This window comes from Stenotrophomonas sp. YJH_SMC_80 (genome assembly GCF_059372495.1).
Map to the genome: position 1 here is coordinate 46,599 of NZ_JCAFVP010000001.1, position 18,167 is coordinate 64,765.

General features: G+C 67.9%; 19 protein-coding genes and 1 pseudogene. 13 read left to right on the top strand and 7 right to left on the bottom strand.

The genetic code is table 11. The features are described from left to right. Window positions 1-95: 95 nt before the first annotated feature. Window positions 96-980, top strand: a complete 885-nt coding sequence (locus AC5P99_RS00205) for a LysR family transcriptional regulator (protein WP_329753610.1) — start codon at window positions 96-98, stop codon at window positions 978-980. A gap of 109 nt (window positions 981-1,089) precedes the next feature. Here the strand turns inward: AC5P99_RS00205 and AC5P99_RS00210 are convergent, their stop codons facing one another. After that, complete coding sequence (locus AC5P99_RS00210; protein WP_049450581.1) at window positions 1,090-1,752, bottom strand: TetR/AcrR family transcriptional regulator; 663 nt, start codon at window positions 1,750-1,752, stop codon at window positions 1,090-1,092. A 76-nt stretch (window positions 1,753-1,828) separates the two neighbouring features. Between AC5P99_RS00210 and AC5P99_RS00215 the strand changes: the two genes are divergently transcribed. Further along, a complete protein-coding gene (locus tag AC5P99_RS00215) occupies window positions 1,829-2,524 on the top strand; it encodes a DAPG hydrolase family protein (protein WP_495212787.1) in 696 nt (231 codons plus the stop codon). A 12-nt stretch (window positions 2,525-2,536) separates the two neighbouring features. On the opposite strand, the gene AC5P99_RS00220 is transcribed toward AC5P99_RS00215, so the two are convergent. After that, window positions 2,537-2,953 carry a VOC family protein gene (locus AC5P99_RS00220; RefSeq protein ID WP_164221708.1) on the bottom strand — a complete coding sequence of 139 codons (417 nt, stop codon included), beginning with the start codon at window positions 2,951-2,953 and terminating at the stop codon, window positions 2,537-2,539. Between the two features lie 114 nt (window positions 2,954-3,067). Here AC5P99_RS00220 and AC5P99_RS00225 point away from each other — a divergent pair, with 114 nt between their 5' ends. Continuing rightward, window positions 3,068-3,745 carry an SMI1/KNR4 family protein gene (locus tag AC5P99_RS00225; protein WP_005411012.1) on the top strand — a complete coding sequence of 226 codons (678 nt, stop codon included), beginning with the start codon at window positions 3,068-3,070 and terminating at the stop codon, window positions 3,743-3,745. A gap of 101 nt (window positions 3,746-3,846) precedes the next feature. On the opposite strand, the pseudogene AC5P99_RS00230 reads toward AC5P99_RS00225, so the two are convergent. Then, window positions 3,847-4,949 (bottom strand): annotated as a pseudogene (locus tag AC5P99_RS00230) (alkene reductase). 131 nt (window positions 4,950-5,080) lie between these two features. Between AC5P99_RS00230 and AC5P99_RS00235 the strand changes: the two are divergent. The 6 genes from AC5P99_RS00235 to AC5P99_RS00260 all read left to right on the top strand — a co-directional run bounded on the left by AC5P99_RS00235 (window position 5,081) and on the right by AC5P99_RS00260 (window position 10,397). After that, window positions 5,081-5,986 (top strand): LysR family transcriptional regulator, encoded by a 906-nt coding sequence (locus AC5P99_RS00235; RefSeq protein WP_088435676.1) that lies wholly within the window; start codon window positions 5,081-5,083, stop codon window positions 5,984-5,986. Window positions 5,987-6,056: 70 nt separating this feature from the next. Further along, the gene (gene frmR / locus AC5P99_RS00240; RefSeq protein WP_005411009.1) at window positions 6,057-6,332 is read left to right on the top strand and encodes a formaldehyde-responsive transcriptional repressor FrmR; all 276 of its coding nucleotides are present in this window, start codon (window positions 6,057-6,059) and stop codon (window positions 6,330-6,332) included. A gap of 59 nt (window positions 6,333-6,391) precedes the next feature. After that, window positions 6,392-7,501 (top strand): S-(hydroxymethyl)glutathione dehydrogenase/class III alcohol dehydrogenase, encoded by a 1,110-nt coding sequence (locus AC5P99_RS00245; protein WP_005411008.1) that lies wholly within the window; start codon window positions 6,392-6,394, stop codon window positions 7,499-7,501. Between the two features lie 8 nt (window positions 7,502-7,509). Next, window positions 7,510-7,869 carry a YqcC family protein gene (locus tag AC5P99_RS00250; RefSeq protein WP_099605456.1) on the top strand — a complete coding sequence of 120 codons (360 nt, stop codon included), beginning with the start codon at window positions 7,510-7,512 and terminating at the stop codon, window positions 7,867-7,869. A 63-nt stretch (window positions 7,870-7,932) separates the two neighbouring features. Next, entirely contained in the window at window positions 7,933-8,763 is an 831-nt protein-coding gene (fghA, locus tag AC5P99_RS00255; RefSeq protein ID WP_495212788.1) for an S-formylglutathione hydrolase, read from the top strand. Between the two features lie 188 nt (window positions 8,764-8,951). Next, the gene (locus AC5P99_RS00260; protein WP_049450575.1) at window positions 8,952-10,397 is read left to right on the top strand and encodes a GGDEF domain-containing protein; all 1,446 of its coding nucleotides are present in this window, start codon (window positions 8,952-8,954) and stop codon (window positions 10,395-10,397) included. 39 nt (window positions 10,398-10,436) lie between these two features. Here AC5P99_RS00260 and AC5P99_RS00265 read toward each other — a convergent pair whose 3' ends face one another. Beyond that, complete coding sequence (locus AC5P99_RS00265) at window positions 10,437-10,907, bottom strand: hypothetical protein (RefSeq protein WP_164221702.1); 471 nt, start codon at window positions 10,905-10,907, stop codon at window positions 10,437-10,439. Between the two features lie 5 nt (window positions 10,908-10,912). Continuing rightward, window positions 10,913-11,359 carry a universal stress protein gene (locus AC5P99_RS00270; protein ID WP_005411003.1) on the bottom strand — a complete coding sequence of 149 codons (447 nt, stop codon included), beginning with the start codon at window positions 11,357-11,359 and terminating at the stop codon, window positions 10,913-10,915. Between the two features lie 141 nt (window positions 11,360-11,500). Here AC5P99_RS00270 and AC5P99_RS00275 point away from each other — a divergent pair, with 141 nt between their 5' ends. The 4 genes from AC5P99_RS00275 to AC5P99_RS00290 all read left to right on the top strand — a co-directional run bounded on the left by AC5P99_RS00275 (window position 11,501) and on the right by AC5P99_RS00290 (window position 16,614). Next, the gene (locus tag AC5P99_RS00275) at window positions 11,501-12,418 is read left to right on the top strand and encodes a LysR family transcriptional regulator (protein ID WP_005411002.1); all 918 of its coding nucleotides are present in this window, start codon (window positions 11,501-11,503) and stop codon (window positions 12,416-12,418) included. 153 nt (window positions 12,419-12,571) lie between these two features. Further along, on the top strand, window positions 12,572-14,101 hold the full coding sequence (locus tag AC5P99_RS00280; RefSeq protein WP_099605458.1) for an MFS transporter: 1,530 nt from the start codon (window positions 12,572-12,574) through the stop codon (window positions 14,099-14,101). A gap of 21 nt (window positions 14,102-14,122) precedes the next feature. Next, complete coding sequence (locus AC5P99_RS00285) at window positions 14,123-15,205, top strand: HlyD family secretion protein (protein ID WP_012481236.1); 1,083 nt, start codon at window positions 14,123-14,125, stop codon at window positions 15,203-15,205. Then, the gene (locus AC5P99_RS00290; RefSeq protein WP_164221698.1) at window positions 15,202-16,614 is read left to right on the top strand and encodes an efflux transporter outer membrane subunit; all 1,413 of its coding nucleotides are present in this window, start codon (window positions 15,202-15,204) and stop codon (window positions 16,612-16,614) included. Before AC5P99_RS00285 ends, AC5P99_RS00290 begins: the two co-directional genes overlap by 4 nt. Window positions 16,615-16,726: 112 nt before the next feature. Here AC5P99_RS00290 and AC5P99_RS00295 read toward each other — a convergent pair whose 3' ends face one another. Further along, on the bottom strand, window positions 16,727-17,065 hold the full coding sequence (locus AC5P99_RS00295; protein ID WP_005410998.1) for a hypothetical protein: 339 nt from the start codon (window positions 17,063-17,065) through the stop codon (window positions 16,727-16,729). A 77-nt stretch (window positions 17,066-17,142) separates the two neighbouring features. Beyond that, window positions 17,143-18,084, bottom strand: a complete 942-nt coding sequence (locus AC5P99_RS00300) for a DegV family protein (protein WP_005410997.1) — start codon at window positions 18,082-18,084, stop codon at window positions 17,143-17,145. Window positions 18,085-18,167: the final 83 nt, after the last annotated feature.

The following is an 18,167-nucleotide window of genomic DNA, read 5'->3' on the forward strand; positions in this document are numbered from 1 at the left end:
GCAGGGTTTGTCGAAAGGCGCTTTACAATACGCCCCGTACCCAGCGGCAAAAAGCCCGGATATCGGCATGATTCATCAAGTGAAACTGCACAATCATGGCCACTGACAACCTCTCGCACCTGGCCGCGTTCGCCGCGGTCGCCCGCCACCGCAGCTTCCGCCGTGCCGGCGCCGAGCTGGCGCTGTCGACCTCGGCGGTGAGCTATGCGATCCGCGCGCTGGAGGAACGGTTGGGCGTGGGCCTGTTCCATCGCACCACCCGCAGCGTGGCCCTGACCGAGGCCGGGCAGCGCCTGCTGGAACGCCTGCAGCCCGCGCTGGGCCAGGTGCATGACGCGCTGGAGGAGATGAACCAGTTCCGCGCCGCGCCGGCGGGCCTGCTGCGTATCAATGCTACCCGCGCCGCAGTGCCGACCCAGTTGGGGCCACGGCTGGCGCGCTTCCTGCACGCCCATCCCGACGTGCGGGTGGAGCTGACCGAGAACGATGGCCTGGTCGATATCGTTGCCGAAGGCTACGACGCCGGCGTGCGCCTGCACGAGTTCGTACCCGAGGACATGGTGGCGGTGCCGATGGGCCCACCGCTGCGTGGCTTGATTGTCGGCTCGCCGGACTACCTGCGGCGGCGCCCGGCGCCACAGCATCCGCGCGACCTGGCCACACACGAATGCATCCGCTTCCGCTTCGCCAGCGGGCATCTGTACAAGTGGCAGTTCGAGCGCGGTGGGCAGGCGCTGGAGATCGATGTACCGGGGCGGCTGACGCTGGGCGAGCAGGGCACCGTGGTCGGCGCGGTGCTCGATGGCATCGGCCTGGCCTATGTGCTGGAAGACACCGCGCGGCCGTACATCGAATCCGGACAGATGGTGGCGGTGCTGGAAGACTGGAGCGAACCGTTCGCCGGCTTCGCGCTGTATTACCCGAAGCAGCGGCAGATGCCTGCCGCGCTGCGTGCGTTCGTGGACATGCTGCGCGAGTGAGGTGCTGCAGGAGTGCCGACCAACGGTCGGCACCCACCGGGGCAGGCCATTGCCGACCAACGAATCGGGATCGGCCGGTAGATCCACGCCACGCGTGGATGGAGCAACCTTACGGCGCCTGCAACACCGGCGCCAAGAACGCTACGCAGTCGCGCAGGTGCACGTCCACCGGCGCATCCTCGGCCACCACACCGATCACGCGTTCGCGCAGCGGCTCGGCCACGGCCATCGCCAGCAGCAATCGCGCCATGCAAACAGGATCTCCCTCGCGTAGCAGCCCACGCTGTTGCTGGCGCGCCAGCCAGTCGGCCAGCAGCGCACGGCCGCGTTCGATGCCGTTGTCCAGATAGGCCTGCAGCAGCGCGTCCTTGCCGGGAAAGTCGGTGGCCAGCAGGCGGAATACCTGCACCGCCTGCGCCGACAGCGCCTGCGCGCACACCGCGTGCAGGATGTCCTGCAGCAACGGCACGACCTCTTGGGCATTGCGCGCATCGCGCTGCAGTTGTGGCGCGAAGCCGTCGGTCCACTCACGCACCGCCAACCCAACCAGTTCCTCGCGGTTGCTGGCGTGGCGGTAGACGGTCTTCTTCGCCACTCCGGCGTGCGCCGCCACCGCTTCGATGGTGGTGGCCTCGTAGCCCTGCGCCAGCAGCAGTTCCAGCGTGGCCTGCAGCACGGCGTGGCGGACTTCGGCTTCCGGCCGCGCAGGGCGGCCGCGGCGGCGGGTCGGTGATGTGGGCTCGGGCACGGTGGTGCTGTTCATTGCGCCCATCTTACCGCATCCGGACAATTGCGAAACGGTAGACGTTTCCGTATTGTCGGGACTCCCAACACCGCAGGAGACCCCGATGGATACCGCTGTGAACGCCCGCGCCTGGCTGGACCACCACGATCTGCTCGACCCGGCGCCGATGCATCTGGAGACCGGCATCCAGCGCCGCGAAGACGGCACCCTGCTGGTGGCGGTGCGCACCGATCTGCACGGCTGCAAGGGCCGCATGCTCGACTGGTGGTTCACCTTCTTCGAGACCACCCAGCACATCCGCTGGTGGCATCCGGTCGATCATGTCGAGCATCGCGGCTGGGACGCGGCCTGGCGGCGCGGGCGCAGCTACCACGGCGCCAGCATCCATGCGGTGGAATCGCTGGCCGACATTCCGCCGGTGGCGGCGCGCTTGAAGTTCCATGACCCGCGCACGTTGCTGGTGCCCGAGCGCCTGCAGGCGGCACAGGATGCAGGCGATGTATCGGCGGTGATCGCCGCGCGAATCGGCTTCGGCGACCAGGTCCGTCTGGATGCAAACGCTGACCCCTGCGACGGGCAGATGCTGCACGTCGCACGCGATACGCCGTTTGGCTGTGTGCTGCGCAGCCGCTTCGTGCTCGGCCTGGACAGCACCGATCCGCACCGCGATGCCGGCGATGCGGTCGGGCTGGGCCTGCTCAAGCACTGCTACACAGAGTTCAGTTTCCTCTCGCGCCTGCTGCCGTCGCTGTACTACGGCGAGCGCGCCAACGGCGAAGCGGTGCCGTTGCCGTGGTGAGCGGTGCAACGGTCATTCGACCAGTGCGTCGTAGCCTTCGCCGCTGAACTGGATCAGGCAGAAGCCGTGGCCGAACGGATCGGCCAGCACGGCGATGCGTCCCCAGCGGCGCTCGCGCACGGATTGCTCGAGCGTCGCTCCGGCTGCGACTGCACGTACCAGCGCGGCTTCGATGTCATCCACCACCCAATCCAGGTGCAGCGGCGTCCAATGGCGCTCGTAGTCGCGCACGTCGCCGTCTTCGGTGGCGGCGCTGCCGGCGTCGTTCTGCAGCAGGTAGAGCGGCGTTGGCCCACCGAGCAGCTCCACGGCGCCCGGGCCGAGACGGCGGCCGATGCGCAGGCCGAAGGCCCGGATGTAGAAGTCTTCGGCGGCGGCCAGGTCGGGCACGTCGAGGTTGACGATGAAGCTGTGGGCAGTGGCGTTCATGGCAGCGATGGGCGGCATCCGGTGGTCGCAGTCTAGTCCTGCCGCGTGCTGCGGCTGGTTCGTCTCCTGCGCGGATTCGGGCAAGCTGGGCGGTCTCCATCGACAAGGACATCCATGAGCGCGCTATCCGGCATCGAACAGGCCACCGGCCAGTCCTTCCCGCCCCTGTTCAAGCAGCTGCATGCAGCGGATCGGTTGAGTTGGGGTGCCCCACATCCGGAATGGTCCGAGGTGGTATTCCCGACGCTGCAGGCGGATCCGCCGGTGCTGCTGTATGCCCAGGACTATGAGCCCCTGGAGGACGATGAGCTGCTCGAGGCGTGGCAGGAGCTGACTGCGGAGGATCATTACAATCCCCTGCGCACTGACCTGCAGTTGCTGCCCTTTGCGCGGACCGGCGGTGGCGACAGCTACTGCTTCTGGAGCAACGCGCCCGGCTTTGCCGAGCCCCCCGTCGTGCTGGTGTGGCATGACGATGATCGTGCCGATGTGCTGGCGGCCAGCTATCAGGATTTCCTGTTCCGCAAGATGGTCGAAGCCGTTGCTGACTACCAGGGGCCGTACACGCTGCTGTCGCACGGCGAGCTGGCCAGCAACCTGCGGCGCTGGCTGCAGAGCCACCAGCCGTTCCTGCGCGATGACCAGTACGCAGCCCTGCAGCGGCTGTTCGCCCGCGTTGACGATATCGCTGAAGGAAACATCAGCGACGAGGATGCACAGGCCATCGTCGCTGAGGTGATCGGCTTCGAGCGGTTGGACGAGTCGTTCGCCTACGTGCGCGAGGACGCCTGAAGGCCGGGGTCGGATCCGCGCGCAGCGTGGCTCTGACGCCTTGTTCGCCGAACAGGGGTCAGAGCCCTTTCCGTTGGAAAGGGATCCGACCCCGTGGGGGATCAGCCCGCGGCTGGGTAGTCGAGGTAGCCTGCTTCGCCGCCCCGTAATAGGTGCTGCGGTCGGGCGTGGCCAACGCGATGTTGCGCTGCAGGCGTTCGACCAGATCCGGGTTGGCGATGAACGGCTGGCCGAACGCGGCCAGGTCGATGGTGCCCGCTTCGACCAGCTGCAGGGCGCGTTCGCGGGTCATGCCACCTGCCAGGATGACGGTGCCACCGTAGGCCTGCTTGAACTGCCGCAGGAACGCCTCGCCCAGCACCGACCGGCCCGCCTGCAGGTTGTCGTTGAGGTGCACGTAGGCCAGCCCACGCTTGCCCAGTTCCTCGGCCAGGTACAGATAGGTGGCTTCGTTGTCGGGGTAGAACGGCATGTCGAAGGTGAGGTTGTTCGGTGCCAGGCGCACGCCGATGCGATGCGCACCGATACGCTGCGCCATCGCATCGACGGTCTCCAGGATCAAGCGCGCACGATTGGGCAGCGTGCCGCCGTAGCGATCATCACGCTGGTTGATGAGCGGGTTGAGGAACTGCTCGAACAGGTAACCGTTGGCGGCATGCAGTTCGATGCCGTCGAAGCCGGCCGCAATGGCGTTGTCCGCCCCGCGCACGAAGTCGTCGACGATACCGGGGATCTCCGCGGTCTCCAGTGCACGTGCCGGAGTGGGATCGGCGTGGCCGCGGCTGCCATCGTCCAGGTACACGAACGAGGTGTTCTTCGGTGCGCTGGCCACCGGGCGGGTACCGGCGCTGACCGGTTGCCCACCGTCGGGCTGCAGCGAGGAATGCGACATGCGGCCGACGTGCCAGAGCTGGGCGAAGATCGTGCCCTGTGCGGCATGCACCGCCTCGGTGACACGCTTCCACCCGGCCACCTGCTCGGCTGACCAGATGCCCGGCACGTCGATGTACCCCTGGCCCTGCGGCGAGACCGGGGTGCCTTCACTGATGATCAGGCCAGCGCTGGCGCGTTGCTGGTAGTACTGCGCGGTGAGCGCATTGGCGACCGAGCCGGGGTTGCGGGCACGGGTCATCGGGGCCATCACGATGCGGTTGCGCAGGAGGGTGCCTGACAGGTCGAAGGGGCGGAACAGGGTGGCGGTCATGTCGGTCTTCTCGGTGCGGGGGGAGGAGCGCCAGCGGCGCGATGCCCACAGGATGGAGTTGACATGCGGGCGCATAAAGCGCTTCGATCTCCCTGAGTGTGGGACTATTTGTCCCCAATGGAGCGCGATAGATGCTGCCGCTGGAATCGTTGAATGGCCTGGTCACGTTCGTCACCACGGCCCGCTCAGGCAGCTTCACCGAGGCCGCCGACGCGCTGGGCATCTCGCGCTCGGCGGTGGGCAAGGCCATCGCCCGGCTGGAAGCGCGGCTGGGGGTGCGCCTGTTCCACCGCACCACGCGGCGCATCGCGCTGACCACCGATGGCGAGGCGTACTACGCATCGTGCGCGGCGGCGCTGGAAGAAATCTCCGCCGCCGAGGCCTGCCTGGGTTCGGCCGGCCTGCCCAGCGGGCGGCTGCGCATCGACATGCCATCCTCGTTCGGGCGCCTGGTGGTGCTGCCGGTGCTGTTGCGGCTGTGCCGGCAGTACCCGGACCTGCAGTTGACGATGACCTTCACCGATCATTTCGTCGATCCCGTCGAGGAAGGCATCGACCTGCTGATCCGCTTCGGCGGGCTGCACCAGGCCGAGCATCTGGTGGCGCGGCGGCTGGGGCGCCAGCGACTGGTCACCTGCGCATCGCCGGAGTACCTGCAGGCGCACGGCGTGCCGCGCACGGTGGAGGAACTGGCGCGGCACCGCAGCATTGTTGGCTTCCGCCACGGGCAACCGGTGTGGTGGCGGATCGGTAGCGAGGAGGACGAAGGGACATTCATCCCGAATGCGCCCTATCAACTCAATGACGGCGACGCGGTGATCGAGGCGGCCATCGCCGGGCTTGGTATCTGCCAGATGCCGGTTTCACTGGTGCGCCGTCACCTGGATTCCGGCGCACTGCGGTCGGTGCTGGATGCGCACATGCAACGGCACATCGATATCCACGCGTTGTGGCCACCGACACGCCACCTGCGGCCCAAGGTGCGCTACGTGGTGGATGAACTGACCCGGTTGGCGGGTGAGGGATTGTTCGATTGAGCCGGCCAGGATTGAGTTAGTGACTTTGGCTTGTATACTGTCCCCCAGTATAGTTCCGAGGTGGCCCGCCATGCCGCACTCCCCCGAAGAGAAGAAGAAGGTCCTGGCCCGCGTGCGCCGCATCCGCGGCCAGTGCGATGCGCTGGACCGCGCGCTGGAAGCCGGCGCTGACTGCGGGCCGGTGCTGCAGCAGATCGCCGCCATCCGTGGCGCGGTCAACGGCCTGATGTCCGAGGTGATGGAGGCTCATCTGCGCGAGGAGTTCGGGCAACCCGCAGCCTCCGATGAACAACGCGCCGAACGCGTGCGCGACATGAGCGCGTTGATCCGCTCGTACCTGAAGTAAACGACGGCGCAACATGGCGCCGCCCATCCTGTCATTGCCTGTCTCTGGAGAGTCCACCCATGAAATCCCGTGCCGCCGTCGCCTTTGGTCCCGGCCAGCCGCTGCAGATCGTCGAGATCGACGTCGCCCCGCCGAAGGCAGGCGAAGTGCTGGTCAAGATCACCCACACCGGTGTCTGCCACACCGATGCGTTCACCCTGTCCGGCGATGACCCGGAAGGCCTGTTCCCGGTGGTGCTGGGCCATGAAGGCGCCGGCATCGTGGTCGAGGTCGGCGAGGGCGTGACCAGTGTCAAGCCCGGCGACCACGTGATTCCGCTGTACACCGCCGAGTGCGGCGAGTGCCTGTTCTGCAAGAGCGGCAAGACCAACCTGTGCGTGGCCGTGCGCGCCACCCAGGGCAAGGGTGTGATGCCCGATGGCACCAGCCGCTTCAGCTACAACGGTGAGCCGCTGTACCACTACATGGGTTGCTCGACCTTCAGCGAGTACACCGTCGTTGCCGAAGTCTCGCTGGCGAAGATCAACCCGGACGCCAACCCGGAACACGTCTGCCTGCTCGGCTGCGGCGTCACCACCGGCATTGGCGCGGTACACAACACCGCCAAGGTGCAGGAAGGCGACAGCGTGGCCGTGTTCGGCCTCGGTGGCATCGGCCTGGCGGTGATCCAGGGTGCACGCCAGGCCAAGGCCGGCCGCATCATCGCGGTGGACACCAACCCGTCCAAGTTCGAGCTGGCGCGCGAATTCGGTGCCACCGACTGCATCAATCCGAAGGACTTCGACAAGCCGATCCAGCAGGTCATCGTTGAAATGACCACCTGGGGCGTGGACCACAGCTTCGAGTGCATCGGCAACGTCAACGTGATGCGCGCGGCGCTGGAATGCGCGCACCGTGGCTGGGGCCAGAGCGTGGTGATCGGCGTGGCCGGTTCGGGCCAGGAGATCTCCACCCGTCCGTTCCAGCTGGTGACCGGGCGCAAGTGGATGGGCACCGCCTTCGGCGGCGTGAAGGGCCGCAGCCAGCTGCCGGGCATGGTCGAGGATGCGATGAAGGGCGATATCGAACTGGCCCCGTTCGTCACCCACACCATGGACCTGGACAAGATCAACGACGCCTTCGACCTGATGCATGAAGGCAAGTCGATCCGTTCGGTGGTCCACTACTGAGCCGCGTCATGGGCTGGTTCGATGCCCTGCGCCGGCCGCGTGCGGAAGACCCGCGCGCGGCCCTGGTGGCGCCGATCGAGCAGGCGTTGCGTGCGCTGGGCTGGGTAGTGGGCGAGGTGGGGCCACCGCGTGCGGTGACCTCGGCCTTCGGCAGCGACGATGGCATGCCGTTCGAGCAGTGGCTTGCGCAGGTATTCCTGCCGCGCCTCTACGAGGCGCGCGCGGCCGGGCAGTGGCCGCCGCGCAGCGATGTGGCCGTGGCGGCCTGGCGCAATCTTGATGGCCAGCCTGGCGTCGAATCGTTGCTGCGCCTGCTGGCACAGCTGGATGAACGGATCAACCAAGGCATCCACGCCGGGCGTGGATAAGCCGACCAAGGTCGGCATCTACCAGAAGCACGCGTGCGCTGAAGCGCCGCGCAGGAGAGCACCATGGAACGCATTGAACACCGCGCCTGTTTCGGCGGCTGGCAGGACGTCTACCGCCATCATTCGACCACGCTGGGCTGCGACATGCAGTTCGCCGTGTACCTGCCACCGCAGGCGGAAACACAGAAGCTGCCGGTGCTGTACTGGCTGAGCGGCCTGACCTGCACCGAGCAGAATTTCATCACCAAGGCCGGCGCGCAGCGTTATGTGGCCGAGCACGGTGTGCTCATCGTCGCGCCCGACACCAGCCCGCGCGGTGATGACGTGGCCGATGCCGAGGGCTACGACCTGGGCAAGGGGGCAGGGTTCTACCTCAATGCCACCCGCGCACCGTGGGCGAAGCACTACCGCATGCATGACTACGTGGCGCAGGAGCTGCCGGCGCTGATCGAGGCGAACTTCGCGGTGACCGACGCGCGCGCGATCAGTGGCCATTCGATGGGCGGCCATGGCGCGCTGGTGATCGCGCTGCGCAACCCCGGGCGCTATCGCAGCGTGTCGGCGTTTTCGCCGATCGTCGCGCCCAGCCACGTGCCGTGGGGGCAGAAGGCCTTCCATGCCTATCTGGGCGACAACCCGGCCGACTGGGCGCAATGGGATGCCTGCGAGCTGATCGCTATGGCTGACGAGCGCCTGCCGCTGCTGGTCGACCAGGGCGAGGCGGACGAGTTCCTGCAGACCCAGCTGCAGCCGCAGCGCCTGCAGCAGGCCTGCGATGCCGCCGGCCATCCGCTGACCCTGCGCCTGCAGCCCGGCTACGACCACAGCTACTACTTCATCGCCAGCTTCATCGGCGAGCACATCGCCCACCACGCCCGCGCCCTGCAGGGCTGAGGGCTTTCCGGTAGCGCCGGCCGCTGGCCGGCAACCTGCAGCCCTGTGATTCATTGGGTTTGCCGGCCAGCGGCCGGCACTACCATCGCGGTGCACTCGGAGTGTCGTTTTGCCGCAGTGGATCACGCCGCTGTGGCGTGCCGGCGCGCTATCGTGCGCGTAGACGGCCTTGCGGATCGGGGGGATGCATGCCGGTAGTGCTGGCGCTGCTGTATGTGCTGTGCCATGGCCTGGTGCTGGCCCTGTGGCCTGGCCCCGCCGGGGTCGGCTCCTTCGTTTTCCTGACCGGCGCCCCGTTGCTGGCGGCGGCCGCCTGCCTGTGGCGGGCCCGCCGCGACCGCGCGGCACTGGGGTGGCGCGCCACGGCATTGGCACTGCTGCTGTGGGCCGGCGGCATGGCGTTCAACATGATCGACGCGCTGGGCGCCGGGCGTGCCGATTTCACCCCGCGCGCAAGCCTGTTCCTGTACGTGCTGTATGGCGTGCCCCTGGTGTTCATCCTGGCCCGGGCACGCCGCGAGCGCCTGAGCATCAGCCTGATCGACGCGGCGATGGCGGCGCTGCTTGGCGTGCTGTTCTTCGTGCATGCGCAGTCGTTCGCCGCCCGCGTGGACATCGACGACCACGCATTGTCCAACATGCAACGCATGTTCGATATCCAGAACCTGTGTATCGCCGCGTTCGCCGTGGTGCGATGGCTGGCCGGCGACGTGCCCGAACGGCGCAGGTTCTTCCGCGCACTGGCGCTGTACGCACTGGCCTATCTGCTGGTGGCCTACTACATCAACCACTACACCTCCGATGATGCATTCGGTGCGTTCAACGATCTGCTGATCGACGTACCTTTTCTGCTGATCGCCTGCCTGGCGCTGGACACGAGGCCGGACACAGGCACCACGGCACACCCGCGGCTGGCGAGGACGGTGCAGGCCGCCGGTCCGATCATCCTGCCATTGCTGCTGCTGGTGGTCGGCACGCTGGTGGTCGATCATGCGCGGCCGTTGGCCGTTGCCGGCTTCGTCGTAGCCACCCTTGGCTTCGGCCTGCGCAGCGTCCTGCTGCAGACCGATCTTCTGGAACGCCAGGCAGCACTGGATCAACTGGCGCGGCAGGATGGCCTGACCGGCGTGGCCAACCGCCGCGAGTTCGACGCACGGCTGACGTCCGAGTGGAATCGCGCACGGCGCAGCGGCACCGAGCTGGGCCTGCTGCTGGTGGATATCGACCACTTCAAGGCCTTCAACGACCAGCACGGCCATCCGGCCGGTGATCGTTGCCTGCAGGCGGTGGCCGGGGTGCTGAAGGCCATAGCCGGTCGCGGTGGTGACAGCGTTGCGCGTTATGGCGGTGAAGAGTTCGCCGTCATCGTGCCCGGAAGCCCGTTGTCGGGCGTGCTGGCGCTGGCCGAGCGGCTGCGCGAAGCGGTCGAAGCGCTGCCATTGCCGGAGGGCCCGGTCAGCATCAGCGTCGGCGTGGGTTACCTGCATCCGCCGGCTCTGGCCAGTGCCGATCAGTTGCTGGCAGACGCCGATGCCGGCCTGTATGCCGCCAAGCGGGCTGGCCGCAACCAGGTGATCCTGCATGCGCACGTGCTGGATGACGAGGGCAGCACGCACGGAACGATGGACTGCTGAGCAGCTCTCTGCATGCGATCACACGGGGGGCGCGACGGCTTATCGCTGCCGCAACCAGCCGGTCGGATCGAGCAGCCTCAGCCCGACCGGTGACAACGAGCGCTGCCGCAACGGCAGGTTTGCCGCCTGCACGGCCATCGCACAGCGTGCCAGTTGCCGGCGCAACGGTGCCAGCGTGTCGTCTTCGCGGGGCCGCGCATGCCGCCATTGTGCGATGCGCAGCAGGCAGGCCAGCAGGTCCAATTCGCTGGCGGCAATGAAGGGAGAGCCGGCCGGCAGCAGATCGATCGGAGCGGCGGGGGTGGCCAGCAGCGGCAGCAGGCCGATGAAGGCGTCGCATCCCTCCTGGCCAAGCCCGAGTCCGCTCAGCTGGGCAAGGCCATCGGCCTGCAGATCGGGGTCGCGCAGCTGCCGTATCGCGCCCAGCAGCGCCTGTTCGCCGCGGCCGAACTGTCGACCGAAGGCGCGGTAGTTGACCCGGGTGGGAAACAACGGGGAACGGGAGGCCATGGTGGCTAGGGCTGTGGGTCGCGGGTTTCCACCAGCACCGGACAGGGCGCGTGGTCGATGGTCCATTGCCCGATCGAGGGTTCGAACAGGCGTTCCAGCCGGGACAGGTGGCGGTGGCCGATGACGATCAGGTCGCACTTCAGGCGCCGGGCCTGCTCGCTGATCACTTCGCCAGGGTCACCGGAGGGAATCTGCGCGATGGCGTCAATGCCGCGTTCGCGCAGCTCGGCCAAGGCTTCGGCCAGCACCGCTTCGGCCCGCGAGCGCTGGCGGGCGGCTTCAGGGTACTCGATGCGGTCGGCTTCGCTGGCATCGGCCGCCAGCGCGAATTCGGGGTCGAGCACGCACAGCAGGTGCAGGCGGCTGTGGGGGCCGGCGATGGCGGCGGCCAGGTCCAGCACGCGTGCGTGCTGGGGGCCACCATCCAGGGCGACCAGCAGGGTATTGAACATGGATGTCTCCTTGGCAGGCCGGGGATGGTCGCCGATGTCACCGCGCGCACCCATGCCGTGCGCGGCAGTCAATGAATGCGTCGAACGCAATCCACCGTGGTTGCAAGTGCCGTAAAGTCATCTGATTTACTGGAGACTGTCATGCCCCTGCCGGACCTGAACCTGTTGCTGGCACTGGACGTGCTGATTGACGAATGCAGCGTGGCCGCCGCCGCGCGCCGGATGAACCTGAGCGCGCCGGCGATGAGCCGTACCCTGGGCCGGATCCGCACCGCGCTGGGCGACCCGGTGCTGGTGCGTGCCGGCCGCGGTCTGGCGCCCACGCCCCGCGCCCTGCAGCTGCGCGAGCAGGTCCGCGATGTGATCGAGCAGGCCCACCGCGTCTTCAACGCCGGTCGCGAGGTAGACATGCGCGTGCTCGAGCGGACCTTCAGCGTGCGTGCCAATGATGTGTTCGTCGGTGGTTTCGGCGGACGCCTGCGCGAGCTGTTCCGCCAGCAGGCGCCGCGCGCAGTGCTGCGCTTCGTGCCCGAGGGCGATACCGACGACGATGCGATGGCGCAGGGCCGGATCGACCTTTACATCAGCACGGCCGGCAAGCATGCGCCCGATACCAAGGTGCAGAACCTGTTCAGTACCTCGTTCATGGGCGCCGCGCGCGAAGATCATCCGTTGTTCGATGAGGAGATCAGCGCCGAGCGTTTTGCCGCCTGCGACCACATCGCGGTGTCGCGCCGCGGCTTGCCGCGTGGTCCGATCGACGATGATCTGGCCGCGCTGGGCCTGCAGCGGCGGGTGGCGCTGATCAGCCCGACCTTCCACGGCGCGATCTTCGCGGCGGCCGAATCGGACCTGATCCTGCCGCAGATGCCGAGCGTGATGCTGGAGCGGATCGTCAGCATGCGCCTGCCCCTGCGCCTGTTCCCGCTGCCGATCCCGGTGCGGACCGCCGCCATCGTGCAGGCCTGGCATCCACGCCTGGACAACGACGCCGCCCACCAGTGGCTGCGGCGCTCGATCAAGACCATGTGCGAAAGCGCAGGGGAGGCCCCGCGCTGACATCTGCATGCGTGCGCCTGGCGCACGCCTGGGATGCGGGTTGCGCCATTTTTCGCAGGGTACCGGCTCCCTAGACTGCGCTCCCCGGAGTTTCACTGAGCGCATTCCAATGACCCCCAACATGCCGTGCACTGCACGGATAGGTGCCCGGCGATGAGTACGCCGGCCGCCGCTGTCCCGGCCGCCGCAGCGCCCCGTGCTGCCGCCGCCCCCGGGCTCGATCGCCGCATTCTGGTCGGCCTGTGTGGCGTGCTGCTGGCGGTGCTGGTGTCGGGCTTCAACGAGAACATCACCAAGGTCGCCCTGGCCGACATCCGTGGCGCGATGGGTTTCAGCGTCGACGACGGCAGCTGGATCGTCGCCCTCTACAGCGCGATGTCGGTCAGCGCGATGGCCTTCGCACCGTGGTGTGCCGCCACCTTCTCGCTGCGCCGCTTCGCATTGGCGATGATCGGTGGCTTCATGGTGCTGGGCGTGCTGTGCCCGCTCGCCCCGAACCTGCAGGTGTTCCTGCTGCTGCGCGCGCTGCAGGGCCTGTGCGGAGGCGCGCTGCCGCCGCTGCTGATGAGCGTGGCGCTGCGCTTCCTGCCCCCGGGCATCAAGCTGTACGGCCTGGCCGGCTACGCACTGACGGCGACGTTCGGCCCAAGCATGGGCACGCCGCTGGCCGCGTTCTGGGTCGAGCAGGTGGGCTGGCACTGGGCGTTCTGGCAGATCGTGCCGTACTGCCTGGCCGCCATGGCGATGGTCGGCTGGGGCCTGCCGCAGGACCCGCTGCGGCTGGAACGTTTCGCCCAGTTCGATGGCGTCGGCCTGCTGCTGGGCCTGCCGGCGCTGGTGCTGCTGGTGCTGGGCCTGGTGCAGGGCCCGCGCCTGAACTGGTTCGACTCGCCGATGATCACGCTGATGATCGGTGGCGGTGCCGGCCTGATGGTGCTGTTCATGATCAATGAATGGTTCCATCCGCTGCCGTTCTTCAAGCTGCAGCTGCTGGCCAACCGCAATCTCAGCTACTCGCTGGTGACGCTGGGCGGCGTGCTGTTCGTGCTGCTGGCGGTGATCTCGATCCCGTCCGGGTTCCTGGCCAGCGTGCAGGGCTACCGGCCGCTGCAGACCGCACCGATGCTGCTGTGGGTGGCGCTGCCGCAGGTGATCGCGCTGCCGCTGGTGGCGGCGCTGCTGAACATCCGCGCGGTGGACTGCCGCTGGGTGCAGGCCACGGGCCTGGCGATGCTGGCGCTGGCCTGCTGGCTGGGCTCGCACCTGGACGTGGCCTGGATCCGCGACAACTTCCTGTGGGTGCAGCTGCTGCAGGTGTTCGCGCAACCGATGGCGGTGCTGCCGCTGCTGATGCTGGCCACCGGCGGCCTGGCGCCGCAGGACGGCCCGTTCGCCTCGGCCTGGTTCAACACGGTCAAGGGCTTCGCTGCCGTGCTCGCCGGTGGCGTGCTGGATGCCGTCGCCCAGGGCCGCCGTCATTTCCATTCCACCGTGCTGGTCGACCGCCTTGGCGAGCAACCGTGGCTGGCCGATGGCCCGCAGCTGGGCGCGCGCCTGCATGCACAGGTACAGGCGCTGACTTCGGCCGACCTGTACTGGGTGGTCGCACTGGTGGCGCTGGCCTTCATTCCCGTCATTGCCTGGATGCCCACCCGCATCCATCCGCCACGTGCCGTGGCCTGAACCTTTCGCAGGAACCCCCTCATGACGATCAATCGAACCACCCTCAACACCGGCCTGGGCCTGGGCGTGCTGGCCCTGGCCGTCGGCGCGTGGCTGCTGCTGCGCGATGGCGGTCACCAGACCACCAACAATGCGTACGTGGTGGCCGACTACACCCTGGTAGCGCCGAAGATTCCCGGCTTCGTCAGTGCCGTGGAAGTCGAGGACAACCAGTCGGTGAAGGCCGGTGATGTGCTGGCCCGCATCGACGACCGCGACTACCAGGTCGCCCTGCAGGCGGCCCGTGCCGACCTCGCCAATGCCCGTGCACAGCTGGCCAATGCGCAGGCCGCACTGGCCCAGCAGGACTCGTTGATCGCGCAGGCCAGGGCCAGTGTCGATGTCAGCCGTTCCGAACTGACCCTGGCCAGTGCCGACCAGCAGCGTTACCGCGAACTGGCCCGTGACGGCGCCGGTACCGTGCAGAACGCGCAGCAGGCGCAGTCGAAGCAGGCCGTGGCCAGTGCGCATCTGCAGCAGGGCCAGGCCGCGCTGTCGACCGCACGCCAGCGCACCGACATCCTCAGCGCGGGCGTGCAGGCTGCACAGGCGGCGGTGCAGCGTGCGGAGGCGGCGCAGGCACGCGCCGAACTGGATCTGTCGCACACCGTGCTGCGCGCACCGATCGATGGCATGGTCGGTCGCCGCGCGGTGCGCGTGGGTGCCTACCTGACGCCGGGTACGCCGGTGGCCGCGGTGGTGCCGCTGAAGCGCGCCTTCGTGGTCGCCAACTTCCAGGAAACGCAGATGACCCGCATGCAGGCCGGCCAGCAGGTCGAACTGAAGGTGGACGTATTCCCGGGCAAGCCGCTGCGCGGGCACATCGACAGCATTGCACCAGCCACCGGCGTCACCTTTGCTGCCGTCGCACCAGAGAACGCCACCGGCAACTTCACCAAGGTGGTGCAGCGCATTCCGGTGAAGATCGTGCTGGAGCCGGGCCAGCCGCTGCTGGACCAGCTGCGTGCCGGCATGTCGGTGGAAGCCAGCGTTGACCTGGGCAGCCGCGCGCGCGCGCAGAGCGTGCAGCACAGTCCGGGCCACAAGAGCGGGGAGGGCGCATGAGCGCAGTCACCGTGTTCCGCATCTTCGTTGCGGCCAGCCTGTGCACGGCCCTGGCTGCCTGCACGATGGGTCCGGACTTCGTACGCCCGCAGGCGGAACTGCCCAGCCACTGGCAGGGTGAGGCCGTCGCCGGCAACGCCATCGACCAGGACGCGGCCTGGTGGGCCGGTTTCGACGATCCGCTGCTGGGGCAGCTGGCCAACCAGGTGCTGGCGGCCAACCTGGACCTGCAGCTGGCGGCCAACCGCGTGCAGCAGAGCCGTGCTGCGCGCGGCATCACCGCCGCCGATCGCCTGCCCAGCGTCAGCGCGAGCGCCAGTGGCGTGCGTGCACGCAACAGCGAGGTGGGCCTGAATGATCCGTCCGGCAACGGCGGCCGTGATGACTACGGGCTGTTCCAGGCCGGTATCGGCCTGAGCTGGGAACTGGACCTGTGGGGCCGCGTGCGGCGGCAGGTGGAAGCGGCCGACGCGCGCGTGCAGATGGCCGAGGAGGATGCACATGCAGCGCGCATCGCGCTGCTGGCGGAAACCGCGCGTGATTACCTGCAGCTGCGCGCGACGCGGCAGCTGCTGGCGATCACCGAGGACAACCTCAGCATTGCCCACGACATCAAGCGCCTGACCGAAGCACGCCAACGCCAGGGTGTGGCCAGCACGCTGCAGGTGTCCAGCGCGGCCGCGCAGGTGGCGTCGCTGCAGGCACGCATCGCGCCGTTGCGGCATCGCGAATCGCAGCTGCGCAATGCGCTGGCGTTCCTGCTGGCGCAGCCGCCGCATGCGCTGGACGCGCAGCTGCAGGATGCACGCCGTGACTGGCCGGCGTTGCCGGCCGTAGCGGTGGGGCTGCCCAGTGAACTGGCCGAGCGTCGCCCGGACATCCGTCGTGCCGAAGCGGCACTGCATGCGGCAACGGCAGGCATCGGCGTGGCCAAGGCCAGTTTCCTGCCGCGCATCACCTTGAATGGCGACGCAGGCTTCCAGGCCAAGCAGCTGGATGATCTGGATGGCTGGAACGCGCACCGGTTCAGCATCGGTCCGTCGATCAGCCTGCCGATCTTCCAGGGCGGACGGCTGAAGGCCAATCTCGCGCTGAGCAGGCTGCAGCAGCAACAGTCGGCCCTGCAGTTCCGCCGTACCGTGCTGCAGGCATGGCACGAAGTGGATGACGCCATGGATGGCTACAGTGCCGAGCAGCAGCGCACGGTGCAGCTGCACGTGGCAGTGGATGAGAGCGAGACGGCACTGGGGGCGGCGCGCCGGCAGTACCAGGCCGGCGTGGTCGACATGCTGGACGTGCTGACCACCCAGCGCATCGCACTGGACAACCAGGCCGCGCTGGCCAACAGCCAGGCCACCGCCGCGATCGCGCGTGTAGAGCTGTACCGCGCGCTGGGTGGAGGCTGGTAGTGCCGGCCGCTGGCCGGCACCTTCATGGATGTTGCGGTTGCCGGCCAGCGGCCGGCACTACCTCGCGTCCCGGTAGTTGCCAACCAGGGTTGGCACCTACCAGAGCAGGGCCTCAACGCACGTCGCGCAGTTCCCAGTGGCTGCCGGCCAGCAGGCGCAGGCGCTGCTTGAACACGTCACTGTCGATGCGGGTGGTGGCGACCAGGTTGATGCGCAGGTCCTTCTGCTCGCCGGTCACGGTGGCCTCCGGATCGGTCACGCCCCACTGCGGTTCCACCGCGTCCGGGTCGGGCTGCTTGGCCTTCCAGCGCTCGAACAGCGTGCCGCTGCGCAGGGCATCCTGCAGCTCTTCGGCGAAACCGGCGGCGCCCTGCGAGTGGAAGGACAGGTCAGGGTCATTGCCACGGGCCTTGGACGGGTCGGGCAGGCTGATGTGGTACTGCGCAGGCATGGAGTTCTCCTTGAAGTGCGGCAAGACTGGCACAACCGCAGTGGAATCGATGTGCAGATTCCGGCCGTGGCCAGCGCTCATTCGAACCGATGCGGCCCATCGGCGAAGCCTACGGTGACCGCGCCCTTGCCGACGTTGACCATGCCGGTCAGGCTCATCACCGATTCGTACACGGTCACGCCATGGGTGGCGCAGACCTCTTTCAGCTGTGCGTAGCCGGGCAGGGCACGCAGCTCGTCCAGTTCTCCGCCGTAGCTGACGCACACCGTCGGCGTCATCAGTCCGGCACGTACGCGCTGGCCGACCACCGCGAACAGCTTCTGCACGGCATTGTCGAATCCCTTGATCTTGGCCACCGGCCCGGTCTCGCCGCGGTAGCCATGCAGCACCGGCTTGATGTCCAGCGCGCTGCCCAGTGCGGCGCTGAGCAGGCCGACACTGCGGTCGCCCTTGTGCCGTGCGCGCGCACGCATGTAGTACAGGTCACGGGTGACCATGTAGCCGTGCACGTTGCCGGCCAGTTCCTCCAGCCGCTCGCGGATCTGCTGCACGCTGGCGTTGCTCTCGCGCAGGCGCACGGCTTCCACCGCCGTAACCGCCTGCGCGGCGAACAGGTTCTGGGTATCGAGCACGCGCAGCGCGAATGGTGAGTTGTAGCCTGCCGCCTGGCGCACCGGCTTGTAGTCGTTGAGGATGGCGAAGCTGGCCTGCAGCGCGTTGTCATGGATCGGGCTGCGGGTCTTGGTGATGGTCATGCAGAACACGTGGTCGTAATCGATCACCAGCTGCTGCAGGAACAGGTCGCGGATCTGGTTGACACTGAAGGGAATGGTTTCCGCCTCGGCGCCGTGTTCGGCCACGTGCGCGTGCAGGAAGCTCAGGGTGGCCTGCTCATCGCGGTGATCGGCCAGCACGGCTTCGCCGATGCGGACGGTGATCGGCAGCAGCACGATGTTGTGCTCGGCAATGAAGTCCTGCGGCAGGTCGCAGGCCGAGTCGACGACGATTCCGATGCGCATCCGCGGCTCCCCCTCCAGGGCGGTTGTAGGTTCGGAAACGTGAAATCTATCTCAAAACCAGAGCCCGCGCCCGAGGGAAACGC